This window comes from Actinobacillus vicugnae, assembly GCF_901687125.1.
GTDB classification, from domain to species: Bacteria; Pseudomonadota; Gammaproteobacteria; order Enterobacterales; family Pasteurellaceae; genus Actinobacillus; species Actinobacillus vicugnae.
The window spans coordinates 1-22,616 of the sequence record NZ_CABFJY010000012.1 but is presented as its reverse complement, the minus strand read 5'-3'; the positions used below and the strand labels follow the sequence as shown (position 1 = coordinate 22,616).

The window sequence follows — 22,616 nt, the reverse complement described above, 5'->3', positions numbered from 1 at the left end:
TGGAACAAATTATAGTGATTTGTTGTGTAATAGAGTGAAAAATTTTGAGGTGTTATCTATTTGCTAGTTTATATCCCATTGATAAAAAAGGGAAAATAGCCTTTTTATGTAAAATTTAACTGCTTATTATTTGAGCAGTTGATTTATTGCCATGTTTGAGCCAAATCTGATATTCAGGACTATTTTTTACAATATCTTCTCGCCCTAAATCAACATATCTTTGCACATATAGTACGGCGTTTCTAATTTGTTCTTGTTCGGCTTGTTGGGCTCTAACTTGTTCGGATTCATTTCTGCCAGATCTTACTACTGTAAAGTTTGGTTTCTGTGATTCATATACTTTTGAGAGATATTTATGATTCACCAACGGCTCAAGTTCCTTTCCTTGCTGCCGTTTTTTCCGAATACTTGCAACCGTTTCAGATAAACTATGCGCTAACAACAGAGAGCAGGGGTACATATCTAATACATCGGTCAATATCTTTAATGCACGAGCATTGTTTAAGTTATTTTTTTGTGGTTTAAATAAGCCCAGATAATTAACCATCGGTTGAGCCACACCATGCGTTAATTGACTGATTTTACAAAGTAACTCACGACCTGCTTCGTCTTCAATTAATGTCATTAAGTTAATATCGCTGTGGCAAATAGGGCATCTACATAATTTCATCATACATCCTCAACATTAAATCGTAGTTTTCTCCCACTACATCCCTACGTGTTTTCTCTTCTACCGCTTTTTTCATTACTCGAAAATGCCATTTTTTCAGAATTTCAAGCAGTTGGCTTGCGTCATTTACATCTAATGCACCGACGTTTAACACTAACACAGAGCGGTTTTTATTGATGATTTTACGCATATACGCATTTAATGCTTTTTCGCTGGCATCTCTTAAGAAACCGTGTTTACCCATTTGAATCCATACTGCTCGGATTTTATGAGTAATTTCACTTTTCACTGGTGTTTCGCCAGTGGCGGGACTGTAAGCTGTCGTTTTTTTCGCACTTTTTGCAAACCATTTCACCTTTGCGCCTTTCTTTTGCAGTTCGTGCAAAATCTTGTGTAATTCAACAATAGTGCATTTTGTTGAGCTGGTTTTATTTGTTAGTCGCTTAAGTATCTCACGATAGCTTAAATCATCTATATTTAGTTGCTGTTTAGCGATATGCACAAGCTGAATGAGTTTGGTTTTATCTGTTTTCATTCACTATTCCTCATCATCGAAATAGATTTCTTCAGTATCTACGTACAATCTATATTGAATTGTTGCTTTATGTAGTTCCCATTCTTCATCGCCGTATTTTCTTACAATAAGATATACGCTTTCGTCTTCGTCATACATCTCCCAATCGCTATATTTTTCTTCAAGTATTTCTTGTGCGACATACCCTAAAAGCATTTTCTGACATTTAAATAAGTCCCAGCTTCCTTCTGAGATGATTTTCAGAACATCATCTTTTGTCGGTTCATCATCAAACTCAAAAGCAGCTATATATTCATATAGATCCTTTTTCATATTTACTCCTTTCATTAAGAAAACATTGATAAAAGCATTTCTCTTATCAATACTCACTTAACAAACGCCACAGTGTTTTACGCAACAATTCTAATGATTGAAAACCGTGGCGTGTTGTATGCTAAGGTGTTACATAATTTCCTCCTTGGAAGTCCATTTTTTAACAGTTTGATGAATTTCGTTTCTCAGCTCACTACGTTGTACTTCAGTAAGTGTAAGCTGATTAATTTTTTCTAAATCAGATTCATAAAATAGTGTATGAATTGCTTTTAAGAAGCCTTCAAGTTGTTTACAGCGGGCTTTGTAATCGTATGTATTTTCCATTACATTGCACCTAACTTAAGTGATTCTTTACCATTTACACCATGATTAAGTTCGACTTTCTTGCCAGCTTGATAACCTTGCCAACGAGACACATCACCATTTCGCTCCCTTGTATCACCTGCTTCTCTTGCTGAATTTGTTCCCATGTTAAATTTCTGCTTTAAATGTTGGAAATGACGCTCTATCTTTCCTTTTTCCTCTGGAGTCATTGCAAAATCTTTAACGTTTCTATAAACCCCTTCAGTCCAACCTTCACAAAAAGCATCAGCTCGTGCAATTAATGTGCTACGCTTTAATCTTTTACTTTGTGTTGCAGTAAATGCTTTACGAGCAATGGCTAACTTTCTGTATAAGACATCAAAGCAGTAAGCTGCGATTTCTGGGCGTTCTTCTTGCCCGAAAAAAATGGCTTTTGCTTTATCTGTGCATAATAAATACGCTTCACATCCAAAAGCTCTTTTAATAATTGCCACTAGGTTATGTACATAAACTGGCGTACGTTTCGCAAAACTTACTTCAGTAGTGTTTTCACTAATCTCAACATCGTCACGACTAATTTTGTGTTTTTTCATCAGCTTTTGCGCCATTTCTAACGCACGTGTAGCCTCATGGATATTTGGTGATTTAGACAAAGCTAATAGTTTTTTAATTTTTTCGAGTAATTTTTGGTTATCCATTTTCACTCCTAAACTAAACCGTTCATCAAAATACTGATTTTTAATTCCACTCTCGGCATGATTTTTTTTGCTTTCATCAGTGCAGTGTGTGCAGACTTAAATTCACTATGGCGAAACCCTCTTTCAACTTCTCCGAGTAAATCGTAAATGCTACTAATTAGCTCTTCCGCTTCTGATACTTTTTCGCTGAATTCGTTTTTAAACGTTTTCATAATTTTCTCCCTCCCATTTAAAATGGCTTATCTCTCATTCGCTCGCAAAACGCTTGGCGCTGTTCTGTCCATTTAATATTTTTCCCTTTGGCTGAAAGATTTGCGACTTCCCATTTAAAGGCAGCCTCAGCCCAATTACCTTGTGCTTCTAACTTTGCAGCTTCTTCCGAATAGTGTTTGTATCGGTCAAATTTTTGTGTACTCATAATGTTCTCCGGTGGTTTAAAACTTATTATGAACGCCCCTTAAAATCAGGTTTAAAGAGCGTTTAAATGAGCTTTAATCTTGGTCAATAACCAGTAAGACGATAGTTAAAAACATCGCAATCACAAAACAGATAACAGGGATATTCATTACTATTGCTCCACACCATCAATAGTGACTTTGCAACCACGTTGTTTAAGTTTATAAACAACTCTTGCTAAGATTTCAGAACGTTTAACTAATGATGCGATAGCGTTTTTATGCCAGTCTTTTAAATTCATAACTTCTAAATAAACCAACACCATCAATAACAGCAGAGAATGATTCATTAATGCTTCCCCAGCTTCTTTATCAAGCCAAACAAAAATAAACCCTGCAATTACGGACGCAATGAATTGAACTCGCACAATGTTTAGAACAGTTAGCCATTTTGGGAGCTTGATTTTCATTAGCGAGTCTCCTGTTCAAATGGCTTAACCACAAATTCTTCAGTACCTGTTCTGATAGCGATGCCAGCTACAGTTTGTGCTGTTTCCGGTTCTAGCAAGATTGCATCTTTGTTGATCTCTTCTTTCGTTCTGATGAACTGAGTAAGACCGAGTAATTTCAAGTTTTCAATCACTTGTTCAGCTTTCGTTACTCGCACACTCGGCGGATTTTGTCGCCATTGCACTTCGCCTGTGTTGAAATAACCCGTTTTTTGCTTACCATTTTTTGTGAGCTCATCACGATGACTTTCACACCATGCTTGAATTGCTTTTTGACGACTTTCCACCGCTTCACGTAACTCTTGCAATGGCTGAGCATAGCGTTCAGTAATTGCACCGATTTCATCATTCTGCTGTGTGGTAACACGCTGTAATTCACGCTGTGCATCACCGAGTTCTTTAATTAACACTTCGGTTTCCTCACGGCTTTGCGCTCGGATTTCTAATGTTGCTGATTTCACTCTTGTCGGTTTACGCATTTTTACCTCCCAAATACTCTAATGCCTCAATAAACTCCCCAGCATCCACTGTGTTATCAAACACTCGTGCAGACTGTGCTAAAACAAAGTAATAGCGGTTTGATTTGTCGATTTTTTGCATTTTTACGCACCAGTCACCGGCATCTGTAGTATCAATAACTGCGTATTCTTTGCCGTCTTCAATTTCTTCCCAAAGTAGCGGTGGGACGACCGCATAACTGCCGACTAATACGCTTTCTCGTGTATCAATTTCGTTCATTTTGTTCTCCTAGTTGTTGGTTAATGACGATAATCTTGCGATTCCCAAATCACACGTACACCGTTTACTTCAGTGTGATTTAGATAAATGCGGCGACCGTTTTTCACTCTTGAACCGTAATTTTGAGCTTTGCCGCTTTTCATCAGCTGACGTGTTACGCTATTCTCTAAAACTACGAGGCGAGGGCGACGGTGATCAGAAAAATCAACATGGTCTACGTCAATTCCCATGTTATTAAGCTCAATTACAGCTAGTTCTAGCCCGACAACTTTGCCATATACAACTGCGTTGTTAGGCGTAAACGGACGGTCAATATCTATTGGTTTAGCCATTTTTATTCTCCTTTGCCGAGTAATTCTTGACGTGCTTTGATAATTAAGTCAGCAGTAATCAGCTTGTTTGAGCCTTTCGCAACCATGCCAGCCAAGCGTAGTGTTTGGGTTAAAATACGTAACCCTCCGCCGGTCTCAGTAATTGATTGCATAACTTTGAGTGCTTCGTTGTCATCAGCTAAGCCCCAAGCCTGCGCTACAGCTTTTGTGTCTGCTTGTTTTGTGCGTTGGATACTTGTATTTTTCGCTACACGTGACCACAATCTTGCGTATTCATGGCTTGGGCTAATGCCGCCTTTCATACGTGTGTACACTTTGTCATTTCCCACCAACACTAAGCCGATATTGGCTTCTTCTTGCATAATTCTCAGCTCTTCAAGTGCTTCATACGGTAGGTGGTCGGCTTCATCAATAATCAGTAAACCTTCTGTTCCGCTAATCTTGCGAGCGATTAAGCGAGAAAGCGTGCCTTTGCGGCGTGGTGCGTCTGAAATGCCTAACTCAAGGGCAATCTCGTACAAGATTTCGCTAAGACTTGAACGACTCGGGCTTGCGGTAACTAGCCAAACGTTGGCACGACTTTTTTTAAATTCTTGAATCGCTTTGGTTTTGCCTACGCCCGACATTCCGTAAACCGTTGCCATACAATTTGCGATTTGAGCAAACTCAAGCGTTTTAAAGATTTGGCGAGCGGTTGCGGTTTCGATAAAAGCTGGAGCTTCCACAAATTCACGAGCTTGTACTTCTTTTTTCTCAAAATAAGCGGTCAATTTCGCTTCTAAATTTGCAATATCGCCTTGATAGTTACCGTTGAGGTAGGCTGATAATGCGCCTGCATTAATCCCTGCTTCTTTTGCCAACTTTGCTTGGCTTGTATTGGTATCAGCAAGGTGCTTTTTGATTTTGTTAATTAATTCCATGTTTAAACTCCGTTTAAATGTTCGTTTAAATGTTTAAATACTGTTTAAAGCATTGTTGATTATTTGCTTTTCATCGCAACCGCTTTCATAAACGCTTGCTCAAATTCGCTAATATCTTCTTCCTCTTCTTCAACCACTTGTACCGTTTGCACTTTGCGCATTACGTTGCCGTCTTTGATTGCCATTTCGATGATATTCGGCTGAAGTTTTGGTTCTTCCTTCACTTCTGGCTGGAATTGAGCAACCTCATTGGCTTCCATCAATGCCATATCTTTTGCAATACGATTTGTATTTTTAACAATACGATCACGTAAGCGTTTTTGTGTGCGTGCGGCAGAGGTATCTCCAAAGGCTTTCGCTTCATTACATTGCGCTTCGGCTAAGAACACACCGTCTAAGCTGTACACATACACGGTTTCGTGTAGTTTCTCGGGGTCAAACCGTACAACCACTTCTTTGTGGTGTGTACCTCGCAGACTTTCTGCGAAATAGTTGTTGGTTCTGCCGTACAACTTGCCACCAGCGTTGAGCGTAAACTCACCATTTTTCGTTAAGCGTTGTTTTTCGCTGGTCAGCATTAACATTCTTAACTGCTCAGGGCTGGCTTTTCGCACTGTTGCTTGGGCGTAATCTCTCGCAAAAACTTGGTCAAAGCTGAAAATGCCTTGGCAAATTTCGGTGTTTCGCCCCTCTCTAGTGTTGAAAATTTCAATTCCTCTCGCCAGAGCTTGCATAAATACTTCGTAATCAACCCCATCTTTACCGCCGTTATAGTTGTCGGGCTTGTCATACACATTCGCACCGGCATAAAACCCTGCTAAAGCCGGGTCTTTATCTACCAACTCCCCGACACCGCCGTGACTAAATGCACGTTCAATCGGTTTTGCTTGTCCGTGACCTGTGCCGGCGATTACGCTCGTCCAGTGCAACTGAATACCGAGTAAGGGGATAATCCCTTTTGGGTCATCAGGCTTCACTTTGAAGCGGTAGCGGTTCGGCACACCGCCTGTCATCCATTTATTTGCTGCTGCTCGGGTGTTATCTATCGTGATATGGCGTGGTATGCCGTATTTGTAGATCACATCCATGAGTGCATAGCGTATGCTGTCGGTGTTTTCGCTAATATCGCAGCGGTAGCCCAATATTTTTCGGGTGCGAATGTCTTGCCAAAACCACGTCTTCGGTCGAACAATTTCGCCGTTTTTCCATCGCACAAATACGTTGTGCTGATAGCCGTCCCCGTTGATCCATTCCATTGCTTGAATATCTGCAACAGTTCGTTTCAAACTCGGCACTAATTGAGTAAGTGCATATTCGCCATCTCGTTTTAGCACTTGCACTTCATACGGCACATCGCTCTCTAATTTGCGTTGTACCGTTTGCTTGCTCGGGATTTTCCACCCCATTTCTTGCGCCGAACGCTTAAGACGTTCATAACAAGCGGCAAGAGTTGGTTTTTCTGGTCTGAGATAATCAGCCAAGAACACGTCCCAAGCCTCTAAATCAAACTCGGCTTTTAAGTTATCTTTTGCTGTTTTGCCACTGCGAGTTAGCAGAACTGCTAGCCAGTCTGATTGTTCAAAGTTGCGTACTTTGTAATACCAATTTTTTAAAGAACCGATTGAAACCGTTTGGGCTGTTGCCACAATTTCGAGAGCTTCCATTAATGGTGTTTTCTCTCTCACTAAGTTTTCCACTGCTACACAAGCATGGTATTTGGTTTCTGCTTTGCTTTTCTGTTTAGCGTTTGCTTTATCAAACGGTTGCCAGAGTGCTTCTTTTACATAGCGTTCAGCTTTGCCTTTTTCGGACTTATCCGCCACGCTGATTTCTGTTTTTAGGCTCTTCGCATATTGAATTTTGAGAGCCTGTTGGGTTTCAGGGGGAAGGCTTGAAAAGTGGTATTCAAGACCGCCTCCCTTTCCACATCTTTTTTGGGATACCCAATTTTCACGATTAGCTTTACTTAAAATTGCTTTTTTAGTAGTTGGTAAGCCCATTAAATTAAGTTCAACCAATTCTTGAGCGGAATAATATGACTTAAGTTCACTCATATGAACTCCTAATTATCAATCTGAATGCCAAGTTTTATTGCAATGTCTCGCTCTCTTCCATAATTAAGTTTAGATTTCCCATTTAATACTCGACTAATCTCATTTGAGTTGTAACCGTTCCGGCGCCCCCACTCCGCTTGAGTAATGTTTTGTTCTCTAAACCAAGCTTTTACTTCTTCTCTGGTTCTTTTTTGCATAAAACCTCCGTAACCTATGGACTTAAAACATTTTATGAACTAAGATCACTAATCTTGATTTAATACAAAATCATATAGTTCATTATTATTTACTGAGTTCATATTAAATATGAACTTTATGAATTGCAAGGTTTTTTTATGAAAAATTTCACAGATTGTCTTAATAGGTTAAAAACTGAACTATCTTTAACAATGGATAAAGATATTGCTGCTTTTTTAGGTTTATCGAAAAGTGCTTTTGCCGAAAGGAAGCGTAGAGGGGTATTTCCAGAAGAAGCGTTAAGATTAGCTGATTTGTCGAATCCTCATCTAAAATTAGATGTTGAATATATTCTGACAGGTAAGAAAGGGAATATTCATTCATTTTTAGCTAAACATTCAAATGAAGTAATAGAAACAGCTCCTGAAGATGTCATGACAGCGGAAGTTTTTATTACCCCTAAAGATGCTGATACTAATGTATTACTCAATTTTGAAGAGACTTTATTACTCAGTAACTATAGAAGAAGCGATAGCAAAGGGAAAAAAGCTATTTTTGATATGGCACAAATGAGCTGTGATTTATCAATTGCTCGAATGCGATTAAATGAATACACAGAAAAAGAGCTCCTCAGAGAGCATAACTTCACAGAAGATTAAATGGAAATCCTGTAAAAATTATATAAATATCAATATATTATGTTGTGTTTTTATATCTATGAAGTAACTACACAGAACAATTTTTTTCTATTCCCTAAACAATAGCCTAGACGAGGCGAAACTGATGGGCTTCTATTGACAGTGTGACGAGGCAAGGTAGGGCTTTGATTTTGCCGTTATCGGGCAAGTTGTGTATATCGGACTTGATTTAATTTAAACGGCATTTAAAGCCTTTTAAATGGCAGATGTGCATTTCGTTGTTTTAATGTGCAATTTCGCCATTTCAGCAAAAATTTTCGCAATTCATTATTTCTGCTTTTCTTTGAGTAAAATAAAGGGGCTTTCATCACGAAGCCCCTATTTTCAATGGTCCTGACCCGCAAAATTCCGTTTACTACAACAAAATTCCGCCCAAATCATTATTTCTTTGTTTTATTGGTTTTAGTCAAGGTGAGTTAAATATCTCAGATACGATTTGTGATAGCGGGGTAGTTTTCCGTGCCATATAGTTATATCCTAGTTTTAGTTATATTTTAGCGGTATAACTAAAAACATTGGATTTGATAATATCGCATTGGCTTCTGTTGGAAAATAAAAAAGCCCTGAAACGTTGATTTTCAAGGCTTTATCGGATTTGATTGTATCGGGTTGGATTGTGATTTGGTGGAGCTGGGGGGATTTGAACCCCCGTCCGAAATTACTCCATCTTCAGCACTACACGTTTAGTCTCGTCTTTAATTTCACTTACCTCCAGCGGACAGACACGCAAGAAATAAGCTAGTTTGATTCAATTTAGTGTTTCGATCCTCAAACGGCGGCGTCCACACGATCTCGTTTTGGGTGACTTATCGTTATCCTCGTCTTACGAGCGGAAGCTGAGGCGATAAGGCTATGAGCAGGTTATTAAGCTGCTAAAGCGTATTGTTCGTCGTTTGCGACTATTTTTTTGCGGTTTGTTTACGAGGCCTACCGCACCTCGACGTGCACCTTGGACTTCGCTAATCCCGTCGAATCCAGAATCAGCCCCAAAAGTCTCACCAGTTTAATAGAAAGCGGTCGATTTTGCAAAAAATTTTGCAATTTTGACCGCTTGCGAAAGTAAGTTTAGTGTAATTCAACGTTTTCACTTCTATTGGGACGAGAAATCCATTTAAGTGTGATTTGAATAAGCTTCTCTTTAGATTTATAAGGAATCAATTATAATTTCTAGTTATCAATAGAAATCCATCTGAAAAGTTATTGTTGCATGTCTTGATTATATTTGCGCACGTATTTTATATATATTAATTGCTAAATTAATCTTGAAAGATGATAGACCTATCGCGATGTTCGGCAGTTGGCTATTTAGTTTTGGCAAAATATGGAGAAAAAACGATTACCGCCTAAAGAGGCGCTAAAGCACAAGCGTATTTCTCAAGTGGGAACTCTGCTTTTTTATTATCGTCCAATGCTTTCGTAAGAAATCCGCCCCTGATACAGCTAACACTGTTATAATGGGTGAGTAATTGATAACCAACGAGAGATAAGATGAGAAAATTTGACGAACACGAGATTGAAGATGCTGAAATTATCGAACCAGATGAAGTAGAGGTGTTAGAGCATGAACCAACGGAAGCAATGCATCCCGCGTTAGTTTCTGCTTCAATGCCTGTACCACAAGGTAATCTCGACAGCTATATTCGTATGGCAAACCAATATCCAATCCTCACTGCTGAGCAAGAAAAAGAACTGGCAGAGCGTTATTATTACGATGAAGATTTAGAAGCGGCGAAACAGCTAATTCTTTCGCATATGCGGTTTGTAATTCATATTGCCCGTGGTTATTTGGGCTACGGTTTGCCACTGGCGGATTTAATTCAAGAAGGCAATATCGGCTTGATGAAAGCGGTAAAACGCTTTGATCCAAATGTAGGCGTTCGCCTTGTTTCTTTTGCGGTGCATTGGGTGAAAGCCGAAATTCATGAATATGTATTGAAAAACTGGCGCATCGTGAAAGTAGCAACCACCAAAGCGCAGCGCAAACTATTCTTTAACCTACGTAAAAATAAAAATCGTTTAGCGTGGTTTAATGAAGAAGAAATCAAAAAAGTGGCGGAAGATTTGGGCGTTTCAGTGGCTGAAGTGCGTGAAATGGAATCTCGTATGACAGGACAAGATTTAGGTTTTGATCTGCCTGCGGGAGAAGACGATGATGATGCTTATGCTCCTTCAATGTATATTGAAGATAATGGCTCAAATTTTGCAGATGAGCTGGAAGATGCAGAGCATACAGGTGAAGCTACTGCACAATTAGCTTATGCGTTGGCAACGTTGGATGAACGCAGCCAAGATATTATTAAAACCCGCTGGCTGGACGAAGACAAAGCGACTTTGCAGGATTTGGCTGATAAATACGGTATTTCTGCCGAGCGTGTACGCCAATTAGAAAATGCGGCACTGAAAAAAATCAAAGATGCTATTACCTTAGAATAATGCTTTTACAAGCGGTCGAATTTTCACTGAAATTTGCAACATAATTAACCACGGTGCTCACGCTATTTATTGTGTGCTCTGTGGTTTTTTTATTATGACATTTTCGCGTACGAAGAATAATGAAGTAAAATTCCATAATTGGATTATGGAATCGCTTTATTTACTTCATTTTTTTAGGATTTGTGAAAATGATCACAGTATTTTCTAATAAGATTCTGTATGCTTCGCATCGCTACAAACGTAGCAGCAAACCATCAGAATTCTTATAGAGAAGGGTGATTCTATGCAAAAAAACGTATTAAGCACATTAGCATTAGCGGTTGGATTAGCGGCGGGTATCAGCACCGCACAAGCGGAAACTCGTATCGGCGTAACAATCTATAAATATGACGATAACTTTATGGCATTAATGCGTAAAGAAATCGACAAAGAAGCTAATCAATTAAAAGATGTGAAGTTATTAATGAATGACTCACAAAATACCCAATCCATTCAAAATGACCAAGTGGATGTTTTACTTTCTAAAGGCGTGAAAGCGCTTGCAATCAACTTGGTGGACCCATCCGCTTCAAAAACGATTATTGATAAAGCAAAAGGTGAGGATTTACCTATTGTGTTCTTTAATAAAGACCCTGGCGCAAAAGCGATTGCAAGTTATGACAAAGCGTATTATGTGGGAACAGATCCGAAAGAGTCTGGTTTAATTCAGGGGGATTTGATTGCCAAACAATGGAAAGCCAACCCAGAATTAGATTTAAACAAAGACGGTAAAGTACAATATGCTTTATTAAAAGGCGAACCAGGTCACCCTGATGCGGAAGCTCGTACCAAATATGTGGTGGAAGGCTTAGCTGCACAAGGTATTCAAAGCGAACAAATCTTTATGGATGCAGCATTGTGGGATGCGGCACAAGCAAAAGATAAAGTGGATGCTTGGTTATCAAGCGGTAAAGCAAAAGATATTGAAGTGATTGTCTCTAATAACGACGGTATGGCGTTAGGTGCATTGGAAGCAACGAAAGCGCATGGACGTAAATTGCCAATCTTTGGTGTAGATGCGTTACCAGAAGCGTTACAGTTGATCAAAAAAGGCGAATTAGCTGGCACGGTACTTAATGACAGCGAGGGGCAAGGTAAAGCTGTAGTGCAATTAGCGGCAAATCTTGCCGAAGGTAAAGCAGCTGGGGAAGGCACAAGCTGGAAAATTGAAGAGCGTGTAGTACGTATTCCTTACGTTGGCGTTGATAAAGATAATTTAGATAAATTCTTAAAATAAGTAAAGGTTTAGGCACGAGTAGAGTACTCGTGCCTATTTTTTAGGGAGTGAGATATGAAAAATGAAGTACTGCTCACAATGACAAATGTTAGTAAGTCTTTTCCTGGCGTGAAAGCACTAGATAAAGCGAACTTAACCGTAAAATCCCATAGTGTTCACGCCTTAATGGGGGAGAACGGGGCAGGCAAATCCACCTTGCTTAAATGCTTATTTGGGATTTATGCAAAAGATGAAGGCGAGATTTTATTTTTAGGCAAGCCTGTTAATTTTAAAACCTCAAAAGAAGCGCTTGAGAATGGGATTTCTATGGTTCACCAAGAGCTGAACCTCGTAAAACAAGTGAGTGTTATGGATAATCTCTGGCTTGGGCGTTATCCACTTAAAGGTCTTTTTGTTGATCTTGATAAAATGTATCGGGATACCAAAGCGATTTTTGATGAGTTAGATATTGATGTTGATCCGCGTGAAAAAGTGGCGAGACTTTCTGTTTCGCAAATGCAGATGATTGAAATTGCTAAAGCGTTCTCATATAACGCTAAAATCGTCATTATGGATGAGCCAACTTCCTCGCTTTCCGAAAAAGAGGTTGAGCATTTATTTAAAATTATCCAGAAATTAAAAGATCGAGGCTGCGGTATTATTTATATTTCGCACAAAATGGATGAAATTTTCAAAATTTGTGACGAAATTACCATTTTGCGGGATGGTAAATGGGTCAATACGGTTGCAATCAAAGACACTTCAATGGAACAAATTGTTTCAATGATGGTTGGGCGTGAATTAACCCAACGTTTCCCAGAAAAAACCAATCAGCCGAAAGAAACGGTATTAGTAGTAGAGCATTTAACTGCTAAAAACCAACCTTCAATTCAAGACGTGAGCTTTGAATTACGTAAAGGTGAAGTGTTGGGCATTGCGGGCTTGGTGGGGGCGAAACGTACTGATATTGTGGAAACCATTTTCGGTGTGCGTGAGAAATCAAGCGGAACCATTACGTTAAACGGCAAAGCGGTCAATAATCGCAATGCATTTGAAGCAATTAATAATGGTTTTGCATTGGTCACAGAAGAACGCCGTTCAACGGGTATTTATGCAAACCTCAGTATCGAATTTAACTCTTTGATTTCAAATATGAAATCTTACCTAGGTAAATTAGGTTTACTCAGCAATAAGAAAATGAAAAGTGATACCCAATGGGTCATTGATGCGATGAATGTTAAAACGCCATCTCATCAAACTAGCATTGGCTCACTTTCTGGTGGTAACCAACAAAAAGTGATTATCGGGCGCTGGCTTTTAACCCAACCCGAAATTTTAATGTTGGATGAACCGACTCGAGGCATTGATATTGGTGCGAAATTTGAGATTTACCAATTAATTCTCAATTTAGCCAATAAAGATAAAGGTATTATTATGATCTCCTCTGAAATGCCTGAGTTATTAGGGGTAACCGACCGAATTTTAGTGATGAGTAACGGAAAAGTTGCGGGCATTGTTGAAACCGCCAAAACGTCTCAAGAAGAAATCCTGCAGCTTGCTGCAAAATATTTATAAAAGCAAGGAGTGATGTATGTCCGCTTTAAAACAAAATCGCACCCTCGATTTTTTTAAACAAAATGCGATTTATTTTGTGTTATTAATTTTGTTAATTGTAATTATTGTGCAAGACCCAAGTTTCTTGAGTTTGCGTAACTTTAGTAACATTCTTTCTCAATCTTCAGTGCGGTTAATTATTGCATTAGGGGTTGCAGGCTTAATTGTTACGCAAGGCACAGACTTATCTGCAGGTCGCCAAGTGGGCTTGGCGGCGGTAATTACCGCAACATTGTTGCAATCTATGGAAAATATGAATCGAGTTTTTCCTGATTTAGTAGAAATTCCGATTCCAGTTGTAATGTTAGTTGTATGTAGTATTGGTGCAGTGATTGGCTTGGTAAATGGTTTTGTGATTGCGTATTTAAATGTCACACCGTTTATCGCTACTATGGGCACAATGATTATCGTATATGGGATAAACTCTCTTTATTATGATGCAGTAGGTGGTTCACCAATCGCAGGTTTTAGCGATAACTTTTCAACCTTCACACAAGGTTTCTTTCGTTTTGGCGATTTTAAACTTTCTTACATTACCATTTATGCGGTGATAGCAACTCTGATTATGTGGACGTTATGGAATAAAACTCGTTTCGGTAAAAATATTTTTGCGATCGGAGGAAATCCAGAGGCGGCGCGCGTTTCAGGGGTAAATGTACCGCTAAATCTAATGGGGATTTATATGCTTTCTGGCGCATTTTATGCCTTTGGAGGTATGTTAGAAGCAGGACGTATCGGCTCTGCAACCAACAACCTCGGCTTTATGTATGAAATGGATGCGATTGCGGCTTGTGTAGTGGGGGGCGTATCATTCGCAGGCGGTGTTGGAACGATTATTGGCGTGGTGACAGGGGTGATTATTTTTACCGTGATTAACTACGGCTTAACCTATATCGGCGTAAACCCTTACTGGCAATACATCATCAAGGGGGGCATTATCGTACTTGCGGTAGCGATTGACTCCCTTAAATATGCGAAGAAAAAATAAGATTTGCTAAATGACAAGCGGTCGAATTTCCGCTGAAATTTGCAAGAGAATTAACCATGGCGCTTGGCGGAATTTCTTGTTAGTGCCGTGGTTTTTTATCACCCTATTCTCACGTCTTGTGAGCGTGATATTTGCAAAATATTGCGGAAATTCGACCGCTTGTCTTTCTTGAATCTAACCACGTTCAACTTTAGAACGGATTAATTCGATAAGATCAGTGATTTCTTGGGTTGGTGCAGGGGCTTGGTGCATAAACCAGCGAAATAACTCGGGATCACTGTATTTTAGCATGGCGACAAAAGCTTGCTGCTGCACTTCGCTTAACTCATCAAAATACGTTTTATAAAATGGCATAATCATTTTATCTAGTTCACGCATTCCTCGACGGCATTCCCACTCAATTCTGAAACGATTTAATTCAGCCATTATTTCACCTCATGAATACGCAGTTCTTTTGGTACTTCAAATACCATATTTTCTTCACAGCCTTCTAGGTTGCTCACATCTGTTACCCCTAAAGTTTTTAAGCGTTCTACCACCGATTGTACCAACACTTCTGGTGCAGAAGCACCTGCAGTAATACCAATCGTTTTTACGCCATCTAACCAGCTTGGGTCAATATCTTGCGGACCATCAATCAATTTAGACGGTACGCCCATACGAGAAGCAAGCTCTGCTAAGCGGTTTGAATTTGAAGAGTTTTTTGAACCTACTACCAACACAAGTTGTGATTGTTTTGCTAATTCTCGCACGGCTTGTTGGCGGTTGGTAGTTGCATAACAAATATCGTTTTTACGCGGACCTTGAATCGCAGGGTATTTCTGTTTTAGTGCTTCAATCACACCGCTGGTGTCATCAATCGACAAGGTAGTTTGGGTCATAAAGGTTAATTCGTCTTGATTGCTCACTGGCAATTTAGCAATATCTTCAACAGATTCAACCAAGAAAATACCCGCATCTTGGTTATCATATTGCCCCATTGTCCCGATCACTTCAGGGTGACCTTCATGCCCAATGAGAATCGCTTTGGTACCTTTTTTACTAGCACGAGCTACTTGCATATGCACTTTGGTTACGAGCGGACAAGTTGCATCAAATACTTTTAAACCACGGCGTTTGGCTTCTTGGCGAACCGCTTGCGATACACCATGCGCAGAGAAAATTACAATTGCATCGTCTGGTACTTCGTCCAGTTCTTCAACAAAGATAGCGCCTTTCGCTTTTAAACTATCCACCACAAAGCGGTTATGTACCACCTCATGGCGAACATAAATTGGTGCACCGTGAATTTCAAGAGCAAGTTCTACAATCGAAATCGCGCGATCAACACCTGCGCAAAAACCTCTTGGGTTAGCTAATAAAATATTCATTTAATCACTCTTTTTCTTTTTGTCGGAGAAGGCTTCTAAAATCAGCAACCCTGCTCCCACCACAATAGCAATATCCGCCACATTAAACACAGGATAATGATAGATATCCCAATAAAAATCAAAGAAATCAATCACATAACCATTATACGCACGGTCGATAGCATTACCGATAGCACCGCCGATAATCAGCGCATATGCAGTATTTTCTAGTTTTTTGACCGCTTGATTACGCCAAAGCATCACAGTTAAACCCAATGAAATCACAATCGCCAGCCCTAAGAAAAAGTATTTCTGCCAGCCACCATGATCAGCTAAAAAGCTAAACGCTGCGCCATAATTATGCACATAAGTTAAATTGAAAATTGGTAACACGTTGACACTTTCATAGAGTTCAAAACGTTGTACCACAAGGTATTTGGTAACAAGATCGACAATGATTGTGATCACACTTAACCAAAGCCAACGAATACCAGATGCAGTTTTCATAATATTCCTAATTGCAAAAAATTTTAAAAATTAGACCGCTTGTTAAATAGCGTCTTCGTTTTCTTCACCTGTGCGGATACGGATTACACGTTCAACATCGTAGATAAAGATTTTACCATCACCGATTTTGCCTGTCTGTGCGGTATCCATAATTGCTTCAATGCATTCTTCCACTTGATCATCCGCTACTACGATTTCTAGTTTGATTTTAGGTAAGAAATCAATCGCATATTCTGCGCCACGGTAAAGCTCAGTATGCCCTTTTTGGCGCCCAAAGCCTTTAGCTTCGGTAACCGTCATACCTGTAATGCCTGCATCCGTTAACGCTTCACGCACATCATCAAGTTTAAATGGCTTGATAATCGCTTCAATTTTTTTCATCTCAGATTCCTATTTTCAATGTCTTTATTTTGCCATGTAAAATTTTTGCGAAATTTGACCGCTTGTTTAATCTTACTGCCGTTGCTTATCGTCTTGCTGATTTTGGGCGGAAACTTTCGCAGATTTCTGGGCGAGTGTCGATATAAATTTCACTCAATAGCTGTAAGCAATACGGTACTGCACTAAAAATGCCTCGTACTAGCGTGTTGCCTTGAGCATCTTTCACGCCCTCTAAGGTTTCTTTAATCGCTTTGGGTTGTCCTGGTAAATTTAAAATCAAAGAATCGTGACGAATCACGCCCACCTGACGAGATAGGATCGCAGTTGGCACAAAATGCAAGCTTACTTGGCGCATTTGTTCGCCAAATCCTGGCATTTCACGGTGTGCGATTGCAAGAGTTGCATCTGGGGTTACGTCACGCTTAGCAGGACCTGTACCGCCTGTGGTTAGCACTAAATGACACTTGTGTGTATCAACTAATTCAATCAATGTTTGTTCAATCACCGCTTGTTCATCGGGAATTAAACGGGTTTCCAGCTCAAATGGCTCGGTTAATGCCGTATTCAGCCATGTTTGTAATTCTGGAATGCCTTGGTCTTGATATATTCCGCTAGAAGCTCGATCTGATACTGAAACCAAACCGATTTTTAGTTTTTCTTTGCTTAACATTTTTTATTCCTTGCAATTTTAAGGCGGATATAAATCCGCCTAAATTTCACGATTATTACCTGTTAGTTTTTCTCTGGTGTTGCTGGCGCTGGCTGATTTTCTTGTGCTTTCAGCATCGACATCGCCATATTAATACTTTTTTCTACTGTAGCACGGCGTGGCTCACCCTCTGGAATCAGTTTTAACATCATGCCCCAAGTCATTGCAGCCATTTTGTAGTCTTCTTCTTCAAACGAGCTGAAAGCAAGCAAGCTCAGCGCATCTAAATTAGTATGATCTTGGCGTAAAATTTCTTTTAACACCGCTTTGCCTTTGTCTTTATCAGTTTGATCTTGTGAGAACATTAGCACTTGCGCATAACTGCCTTTATATTGCAGATTTTGCGGGTCGAGTTTGCTGGCTTTTTCGTAACTTTCCAGCGCTAATTGACCGTCGTCTTTCGCCATACCGATTTGCCCTAACATAAACCAACCTTTAGCATCGTTTGGCTTTTCTTGTAACTCTACACGTAGTGCCATCGCAAATTGGTTTAGCTCTTGTTCAGACAAAGGGTTTGTGTCTTCGTCTTTGATTCGCTCATAAAAATACGCTAATTTTTTATGTGTCATATCAATCATGGTACCAGCCTGCCATGATCCAACACTCACATAAGCTGTTGTGCCGATAATGCCTACTGCTAGCAGTAACACGGCAAACCAAATTTTGCCAACGTGGCTTTGTGGGTTTACCGTGGTTTCTGCGTGTTCAGGAATATCGTCCAATAAACTTTGTTGAAGCTCTAATTTAGTTTTTTCAGGATCATCAATCACCCCTTCATTTGCTTCACGTTCTACTTCTTTTAAGCGCTCAAAATAGAAGGCTTTGTTTAAGCTATTACGCTTTACGCCCAGTGATTGTGTACGTTTGGTTAATAGCGGATAAAATGCAATTAAACAAATCACAATGGTCATCACCGAAACAATAATCCAAAAGTTCATTAGTTGTCCTTATCGTTAAGAATTTGATTTAAACGTGCTTGATCAAGTGTTGATTTCGCAGAATTTTGACTAAATTCGACCGCTTGTTTGGCTTTAGCTTTACGTCCCCAAATCAAGCCAAAACCAAATAGCAACAAGGCGATCGGCAATGCCCAAAGTAATACAGTTGCAGGTGTTACAGGCGGATTGTAAGTTATAAAATTGCCATAGCGTTCGATCATATAATCGACCACTTCATCTTTATTTTTACCTTGCTTTAATAACTCTAATGTTTTCGCCCGCATATCGGTGGCAATCGTTGCATTTGAATCGGCAATATTGTTGTTTTGACATTGCGGACAACGCAATTCTTGAATCAACGCTCGATAATCCGACTCCTGCTGAGCATTATCAAATTGGTTAAATTCAACTGGGGCGGCAGTGGCAATTGCACTTACCATTAAAAAAATTGGGAAGAGTTTTTTCATTTTATTAAATATCCTACGTTCCATAATGTAATTGATTTTTCACAAATAAGATTTTTAAATAACCCTTGATATAATTTTATATTGTTATCTGGTATTGTTAAGTTATTTTTAGTGTTTATTTCATTGCGAGGAAGAAAAACTTTATACTTACTATCTTCATATAATACTCTTCCACAATAAACTCTTTTTGTTGGGTTTAATTTGTTTATTGCAACGTTTATAAGATTCTTATGGTGATCTAATATATATTCCTCATGGTTGGTAATTATGTATGGTTTTTCGTTGTTATTATGGATTCCAAGAATAGTTAATAATATCTTTCCATTGGCAGACATAAATAGCATAATAATAAAAAATATAATTATATGCAGATTGATAATTGTTTTGATGCGTTTTACCTTTCCCATAAAGTAAAAAGAGTAACTTGTATGGAGTAAGGTTAATATAAATATGCTTATCCAGTAAACAGTTATGTTTTCATCGAAAAATATATATGCAAATACTGATATAAATAGAGAAGTAGTAATTGCTGCCAAAATATAAAATCCATATCCAAAATAGATATCTATATAATCAATTAATTCGTGATTTTCTTGTTCTTGATTATGTTTTAAGACTACTTTTATGGTTAATATTATGGCAATTGTTAAGCATAAGATTATATATATTAAGTATTCGTATAGATAATAAAATGTTATTGCTGATATAATGTTTAATAGAATAAAAATTATTATTTGTGTTTTTTTACTAATAAGATTATTGCTTTTTCTGGTTTTCCCGATTTTAAATGATATGGATGATATTCCATATGCCATAAAAAGTGTTGTAAAAAATATCGCTACCCCAGTTAAAGATAGAAATATCTCTTTTGAAGTGGAGAGAGAAAATAAATTTCTAACTCCAATTTCGTTTAAGTATATAAATGTAGTAAATGTTCCAAAGAGGAAAGAACAGAATGAAATTCTTGCAATTGTTATATAAGATAAATAATGCTGAATAATTCTTCTTTTCTTGTAATCTATGAAGCTCATATTATATTCACCCTACTTCAATCCTTCATAAATCGGCTTTAATACTTGATTCCAAACTTGAATATTAACATCACCTGCGTGGCGGTAGTGGATAACGCCATTGCCGTCGAGAATAAAAGTTTCGGGGGCGCCATAAACGCCAAGGTCTAAGCCCAATGAGCCTTTTGGATCATATATAATGGCTTTATATGGGTTGCCATATTGTGCAAGAAATTTCATTGCCTTAGCGCGTTCGTCTTTGTAGTCGATACCGACAATTTCTATACCTTGTTTGGCAAGTTGTGTAAGATATTCATGTTCAGCGTAGCAGGTTGGACACCAAGTCGCCCACACGTTTAATAAACGTGGTTTGCCTGTTTTCACCACATTCTGATCGATCAGTTGCTTTTCATCTAACACCGATTCTAATTGGAAATCGGAAATGGTTTTGCCGATTAATGCGGATTCTAATTTTTTCGGGTCATCACCCTGCGCATTACGTGAAAGTTGCACCATAAATGCAATGGTTAAACCTAAAAAAATGATTAAGGGGAGTAACAGTTTTTTATTCATAACAAGCGGTCTTTTTTATGTGAAATTTTACAATTAGCTTAACAAAAAATTATGGATTTATCGCCTACTAATTCACGCTATTTTGCCTTTTGTTTAAAGCGGTCAAATTTAGGCGAAATTTTGCAAATAAAAGCATCTGGTGGTGCTTTTGTTCTATTTCCTTAGTTTGACGGTTTGAATAGCATGATCTTCACCTTTCACTAAAATTAAGTTTGCACGCTCACGACTTGGCAGAATATTTTGCTTTAAGTTTAAGCCGTTAATTTCGTTCCAAATGGTGGTAGCAGTTTGAATCGCTTCTTGTTCGGATAATTTTGAATAATGATGAAAGTAGGCATTTGGATCAGAAAATGCGCTACGGCGGAATTTTAAGAAACGATGCACATACCATTCTTTCAGCAAATCTTCATCCGCATCGACATAAATTGAAAAATCGACAAAATCTGAAACAAACACATTATGTGGGCTAGAAGGGTAATTCATACCGCTTTGCAATACGTTCAATCCTTCCAAGATTACAATATCTGGCTGATCAACCACATTATATTGGTCTGGAATAATGTCATAGGTTAAATGTGAATAGATTGGTGCTTGCACGTGGCGTTTGCCTGATTTAATGTCAGACACAAAGCCGATTAAGCGGTGAATATCATAAGATTCAGGAAAACCTTTTTTCTTCAGTAAATTCTTTTCTTCTAACGTTTTTAATGGATAGAGAAAGCCATCAGTTGTGATTAAATCCACTTTGCGTTCTTCAGGCCATTGCGAAAGTAGCGCTTGTAAAATACGAGCTGAGGTACTTTTTCCAACAGAAACGCTCCCTGCAATGCTAATAATATAAGGCACTTTGGGTGCTTCAACCCCTAAAAAGCGCTGCATTACAGTTTGGCGTTTGAGATTTTCTTCTATGTAGTAGTTGATCAGACGTGCCAAAGGTAAATAGATAGTGCTAACTTCTTCTAAAGAGAGAGCTTCATTAAAACCAAGTAACGGTTTTAAATCTTGTTCGGTTAGCTTTAATGGCACTGATTTGCGTAATTCAGCCCATTTTTGGCGATCAAAAGTTAAAAAAGGAGTAATTTTGTTTGATTTTTGCAGGCTCATTGCCAAATTCTCTAGTTTTCAAGTAGTGCAGTTTGCATTTTCAACGGAATGCGCGGCCACAAATATACAATATAAATGCAAAAATAGGGCGTTTTATCTAGCTAAAATAGATGAAAACATACAAAAAACAGGCGTTTTGAATATTAAACAAGCGAAAAAACAACTTTTTTAGATTTTTTTGAAAAAACGCTTGCACACTTTTAAAATTTCCCTATAATGCACCTCACTTGCTTACGACAACGCAACGCCGACTTAGCTCAGTAGGTAGAGCAACTGACTTGTAATCAGTAGGTCACCAGTTCGATTCCGGTAGTCGGCACCATTATTGCAAATCGTAGTTAAGTATTCAATTATCGTGGAGGGATTCCCGAGCGGCCAAAGGGGGCAGACTGTAAATCTGTTGGCTCAGCCTTCGAAGGTTCGAATCCTTCTCCCTCCACCATTTCCTGTTTAATTGAATCGCATATGACATCGGACAGACGAATTTAGAACAGCGGGCATCGTATAATGGCTATTACCTTAGCCTTCCAAGCTAATGATGCGGGTTCGATTCCCGCTGCCCGCTCCAAGCGCTGATATAGCTCAGTTGGTAGAGCGCACCCTTGGTAAGGGTGAGGTCGGCGGTTCAAATCCGCCTATCAGCACCACTTATCTCTTCTAAATTTCATCTTTTCAATGTTTTAAATCTTAGTAACAATTTCTACATTTGGTTAATGTGGTTATGTACCATTTGTAACCGTGTTTGTTTAAGAGGCTTTTAAAAATGTCTAAAGAAAAATTTGAACGTACAAAACCGCACGTTAACGTGGGTACAATCGGCCACGTTGACCATGGTAAAACAACTTTAACAGCAGCGATCACAACTGTATTAGCGAAACACTTCGGTGGTGCAGCTCGTGCATTCGACCAAATCGATAACGCGCCAGAAGAAAAAGCGCGTGGTATCA

30 protein-coding genes, 4 tRNA genes and 1 other RNA gene are annotated in these 22,616 nt (G+C 38.8%); 10 read left to right on the top strand and 25 right to left on the bottom strand.

All coding sequences use genetic code 11. The annotated features are described in order from the left end of the window. Positions 1-115: 115 nt before the first annotated feature. From F8M47_RS04290 to F8M47_RS04225, 14 genes are all read right to left on the bottom strand, one after another. On the bottom strand, positions 116-670 hold the full coding sequence (locus F8M47_RS04290) for a hypothetical protein (protein WP_117374143.1): 555 nt from the start codon (positions 668-670) through the stop codon (positions 116-118). Beyond that, positions 657-1,205, bottom strand: a complete 549-nt coding sequence (locus F8M47_RS04285; RefSeq protein ID WP_117374142.1) for a gp16 family protein — start codon at positions 1,203-1,205, stop codon at positions 657-659. Before F8M47_RS04285 ends, F8M47_RS04290 begins: the two co-directional genes overlap by 14 nt. 3 nt (positions 1,206-1,208) lie before the next feature. Further along, positions 1,209-1,517, bottom strand: a complete 309-nt coding sequence (locus F8M47_RS04280; RefSeq protein WP_150538961.1) for a hypothetical protein — start codon at positions 1,515-1,517, stop codon at positions 1,209-1,211. Positions 1,518-1,646: 129 nt separating this feature from the next. Beyond that, on the bottom strand, positions 1,647-1,841 hold the full coding sequence (locus F8M47_RS04275; RefSeq protein ID WP_150538960.1) for a hypothetical protein: 195 nt from the start codon (positions 1,839-1,841) through the stop codon (positions 1,647-1,649). After that, entirely contained in the window at positions 1,841-2,518 is a 678-nt protein-coding gene (locus tag F8M47_RS04270) for a DUF2786 domain-containing protein (RefSeq protein WP_150538959.1), read from the bottom strand. Before F8M47_RS04270 ends, F8M47_RS04275 begins: the two co-directional genes overlap by 1 nt. An 8-nt stretch (positions 2,519-2,526) precedes the next feature. Beyond that, a complete protein-coding gene (locus F8M47_RS04265; RefSeq protein WP_150538958.1) occupies positions 2,527-2,730 on the bottom strand; it encodes a hypothetical protein in 204 nt (67 codons plus the stop codon). Between the two features lie 17 nt (positions 2,731-2,747). Further along, positions 2,748-2,936, bottom strand: a complete 189-nt coding sequence (locus tag F8M47_RS04260) for an ANR family transcriptional regulator (protein WP_150538957.1) — start codon at positions 2,934-2,936, stop codon at positions 2,748-2,750. A gap of 150 nt (positions 2,937-3,086) precedes the next feature. Next, positions 3,087-3,383, bottom strand: coding sequence for a hypothetical protein (locus F8M47_RS04255; RefSeq protein ID WP_150538956.1), 297 nt, complete (start codon positions 3,381-3,383; stop codon positions 3,087-3,089). Next, positions 3,383-3,901: a host-nuclease inhibitor Gam family protein gene (locus F8M47_RS04250; RefSeq protein WP_150538955.1), complete on the bottom strand. Its 519-nt coding sequence runs from the start codon at positions 3,899-3,901 to the stop codon at positions 3,383-3,385. The genes F8M47_RS04255 and F8M47_RS04250 overlap by 1 nt, the downstream gene beginning before the upstream one ends. Further along, positions 3,894-4,160: a hypothetical protein gene (locus F8M47_RS04245; protein WP_150538954.1), complete on the bottom strand. Its 267-nt coding sequence runs from the start codon at positions 4,158-4,160 to the stop codon at positions 3,894-3,896. The genes F8M47_RS04250 and F8M47_RS04245 overlap by 8 nt, the downstream gene beginning before the upstream one ends. Before the next feature lie 20 nt (positions 4,161-4,180). Next, entirely contained in the window at positions 4,181-4,492 is a 312-nt protein-coding gene (locus F8M47_RS04240; RefSeq protein WP_150538953.1) for a hypothetical protein, read from the bottom strand. Positions 4,493-4,494: 2 nt separating this feature from the next. Beyond that, a complete protein-coding gene (locus tag F8M47_RS04235) occupies positions 4,495-5,412 on the bottom strand; it encodes an AAA family ATPase (RefSeq protein WP_150538952.1) in 918 nt (305 codons plus the stop codon). A 59-nt stretch (positions 5,413-5,471) separates the two neighbouring features. Then, positions 5,472-7,466 carry a transposase domain-containing protein gene (locus F8M47_RS04230; RefSeq protein WP_150538951.1) on the bottom strand — a complete coding sequence of 665 codons (1,995 nt, stop codon included), beginning with the start codon at positions 7,464-7,466 and terminating at the stop codon, positions 5,472-5,474. 8 nt (positions 7,467-7,474) lie between these two features. Further along, the gene (locus F8M47_RS04225; protein ID WP_150538950.1) at positions 7,475-7,663 is read right to left on the bottom strand and encodes a helix-turn-helix domain-containing protein; all 189 of its coding nucleotides are present in this window, start codon (positions 7,661-7,663) and stop codon (positions 7,475-7,477) included. 138 nt (positions 7,664-7,801) lie between these two features. Between F8M47_RS04225 and F8M47_RS04220 the strand changes: the two genes are divergently transcribed. Then, a complete protein-coding gene (locus F8M47_RS04220; protein ID WP_150538949.1) occupies positions 7,802-8,302 on the top strand; it encodes a helix-turn-helix domain-containing protein in 501 nt (166 codons plus the stop codon). A gap of 661 nt (positions 8,303-8,963) precedes the next feature. On the opposite strand, the gene ssrA is transcribed toward F8M47_RS04220, so the two are convergent. Further along, positions 8,964-9,329: a transfer-messenger RNA gene (gene ssrA, locus F8M47_RS04215) on the bottom strand. A gap of 500 nt (positions 9,330-9,829) precedes the next feature. Between ssrA and rpoH the strand changes: the two genes are divergently transcribed. From rpoH to mglC, 4 genes are all read left to right on the top strand, one after another. Next, positions 9,830-10,774 carry an RNA polymerase sigma factor RpoH gene (gene rpoH, locus F8M47_RS04210; RefSeq protein ID WP_150538948.1) on the top strand — a complete coding sequence of 315 codons (945 nt, stop codon included), beginning with the start codon at positions 9,830-9,832 and terminating at the stop codon, positions 10,772-10,774. Positions 10,775-11,057: 283 nt separating this feature from the next. Next, the gene (gene mglB / locus F8M47_RS04205; RefSeq protein ID WP_150538947.1) at positions 11,058-12,050 is read left to right on the top strand and encodes a galactose/glucose ABC transporter substrate-binding protein MglB; all 993 of its coding nucleotides are present in this window, start codon (positions 11,058-11,060) and stop codon (positions 12,048-12,050) included. A 54-nt stretch (positions 12,051-12,104) separates the two neighbouring features. Continuing rightward, positions 12,105-13,604, top strand: a complete 1,500-nt coding sequence (gene mglA / locus F8M47_RS04200) for a galactose/methyl galactoside ABC transporter ATP-binding protein MglA (protein ID WP_150538946.1) — start codon at positions 12,105-12,107, stop codon at positions 13,602-13,604. Positions 13,605-13,620: 16 nt separating this feature from the next. Then, complete coding sequence (gene mglC / locus F8M47_RS04195) at positions 13,621-14,631, top strand: galactose/methyl galactoside ABC transporter permease MglC (RefSeq protein ID WP_150538945.1); 1,011 nt, start codon at positions 13,621-13,623, stop codon at positions 14,629-14,631. Between the two features lie 174 nt (positions 14,632-14,805). On the opposite strand, the gene F8M47_RS04190 is transcribed toward mglC, so the two are convergent. The 10 genes from F8M47_RS04190 to coaA all read right to left on the bottom strand — a co-directional run bounded on the left by F8M47_RS04190 (position 14,806) and on the right by coaA (position 21,669). Beyond that, a complete protein-coding gene (locus F8M47_RS04190) occupies positions 14,806-15,057 on the bottom strand; it encodes an FAD assembly factor SdhE (protein WP_150538944.1) in 252 nt (83 codons plus the stop codon). Next, positions 15,057-16,001 carry a 4-hydroxy-3-methylbut-2-enyl diphosphate reductase gene (gene ispH, locus F8M47_RS04185; RefSeq protein WP_150538943.1) on the bottom strand — a complete coding sequence of 315 codons (945 nt, stop codon included), beginning with the start codon at positions 15,999-16,001 and terminating at the stop codon, positions 15,057-15,059. The genes F8M47_RS04190 and ispH overlap by 1 nt, the downstream gene beginning before the upstream one ends. Then, the gene (gene lspA / locus F8M47_RS04180; RefSeq protein ID WP_150538942.1) at positions 16,002-16,487 is read right to left on the bottom strand and encodes a signal peptidase II; all 486 of its coding nucleotides are present in this window, start codon (positions 16,485-16,487) and stop codon (positions 16,002-16,004) included. Positions 16,488-16,529: 42 nt separating this feature from the next. After that, on the bottom strand, positions 16,530-16,868 hold the full coding sequence (gene glnB, locus F8M47_RS04175; protein WP_150538941.1) for a nitrogen regulatory protein P-II: 339 nt from the start codon (positions 16,866-16,868) through the stop codon (positions 16,530-16,532). Positions 16,869-16,953: 85 nt separating this feature from the next. Next, a complete protein-coding gene (gene mog / locus F8M47_RS04170) occupies positions 16,954-17,538 on the bottom strand; it encodes a molybdopterin adenylyltransferase (RefSeq protein WP_150538940.1) in 585 nt (194 codons plus the stop codon). 62 nt (positions 17,539-17,600) lie between these two features. Continuing rightward, a complete protein-coding gene (gene ccmI / locus F8M47_RS04165; RefSeq protein WP_150538939.1) occupies positions 17,601-18,515 on the bottom strand; it encodes a c-type cytochrome biogenesis protein CcmI in 915 nt (304 codons plus the stop codon). Continuing rightward, positions 18,515-18,982, bottom strand: a complete 468-nt coding sequence (locus tag F8M47_RS04160) for a cytochrome c-type biogenesis protein (protein WP_150538938.1) — start codon at positions 18,980-18,982, stop codon at positions 18,515-18,517. Before F8M47_RS04160 ends, ccmI begins: the two co-directional genes overlap by 1 nt. After that, the gene (locus F8M47_RS04155) at positions 18,979-20,013 is read right to left on the bottom strand and encodes a hypothetical protein (protein WP_150538937.1); all 1,035 of its coding nucleotides are present in this window, start codon (positions 20,011-20,013) and stop codon (positions 18,979-18,981) included. The genes F8M47_RS04160 and F8M47_RS04155 overlap by 4 nt, the downstream gene beginning before the upstream one ends. A gap of 12 nt (positions 20,014-20,025) precedes the next feature. Next, complete coding sequence (locus tag F8M47_RS04150; protein WP_150538936.1) at positions 20,026-20,565, bottom strand: DsbE family thiol:disulfide interchange protein; 540 nt, start codon at positions 20,563-20,565, stop codon at positions 20,026-20,028. A 153-nt stretch (positions 20,566-20,718) separates the two neighbouring features. Next, complete coding sequence (gene coaA / locus F8M47_RS04145) at positions 20,719-21,669, bottom strand: type I pantothenate kinase (RefSeq protein WP_150538935.1); 951 nt, start codon at positions 21,667-21,669, stop codon at positions 20,719-20,721. A gap of 246 nt (positions 21,670-21,915) precedes the next feature. On the opposite strand from coaA, the gene F8M47_RS04140 reads away from it, so the two are divergent. The 5 genes from F8M47_RS04140 to F8M47_RS04120 all read left to right on the top strand — a co-directional run. Further along, positions 21,916-21,991 (top strand) — tRNA-Thr (locus F8M47_RS04140). Positions 21,992-22,026: 35 nt separating this feature from the next. Then, positions 22,027-22,111: transfer RNA gene (locus F8M47_RS04135), tRNA-Tyr, on the top strand. 51 nt (positions 22,112-22,162) lie between these two features. Then, positions 22,163-22,237 (top strand) — tRNA-Gly (locus F8M47_RS04130). Positions 22,238-22,240: 3 nt separating this feature from the next. Further along, positions 22,241-22,316, top strand: a tRNA-Thr gene (locus tag F8M47_RS04125). A gap of 116 nt (positions 22,317-22,432) precedes the next feature. Beyond that, positions 22,433-22,616: GTP-binding protein (locus tag F8M47_RS04120; RefSeq protein WP_244298061.1), on the top strand; the 184-nt coding region annotated here is incomplete at its 3' end.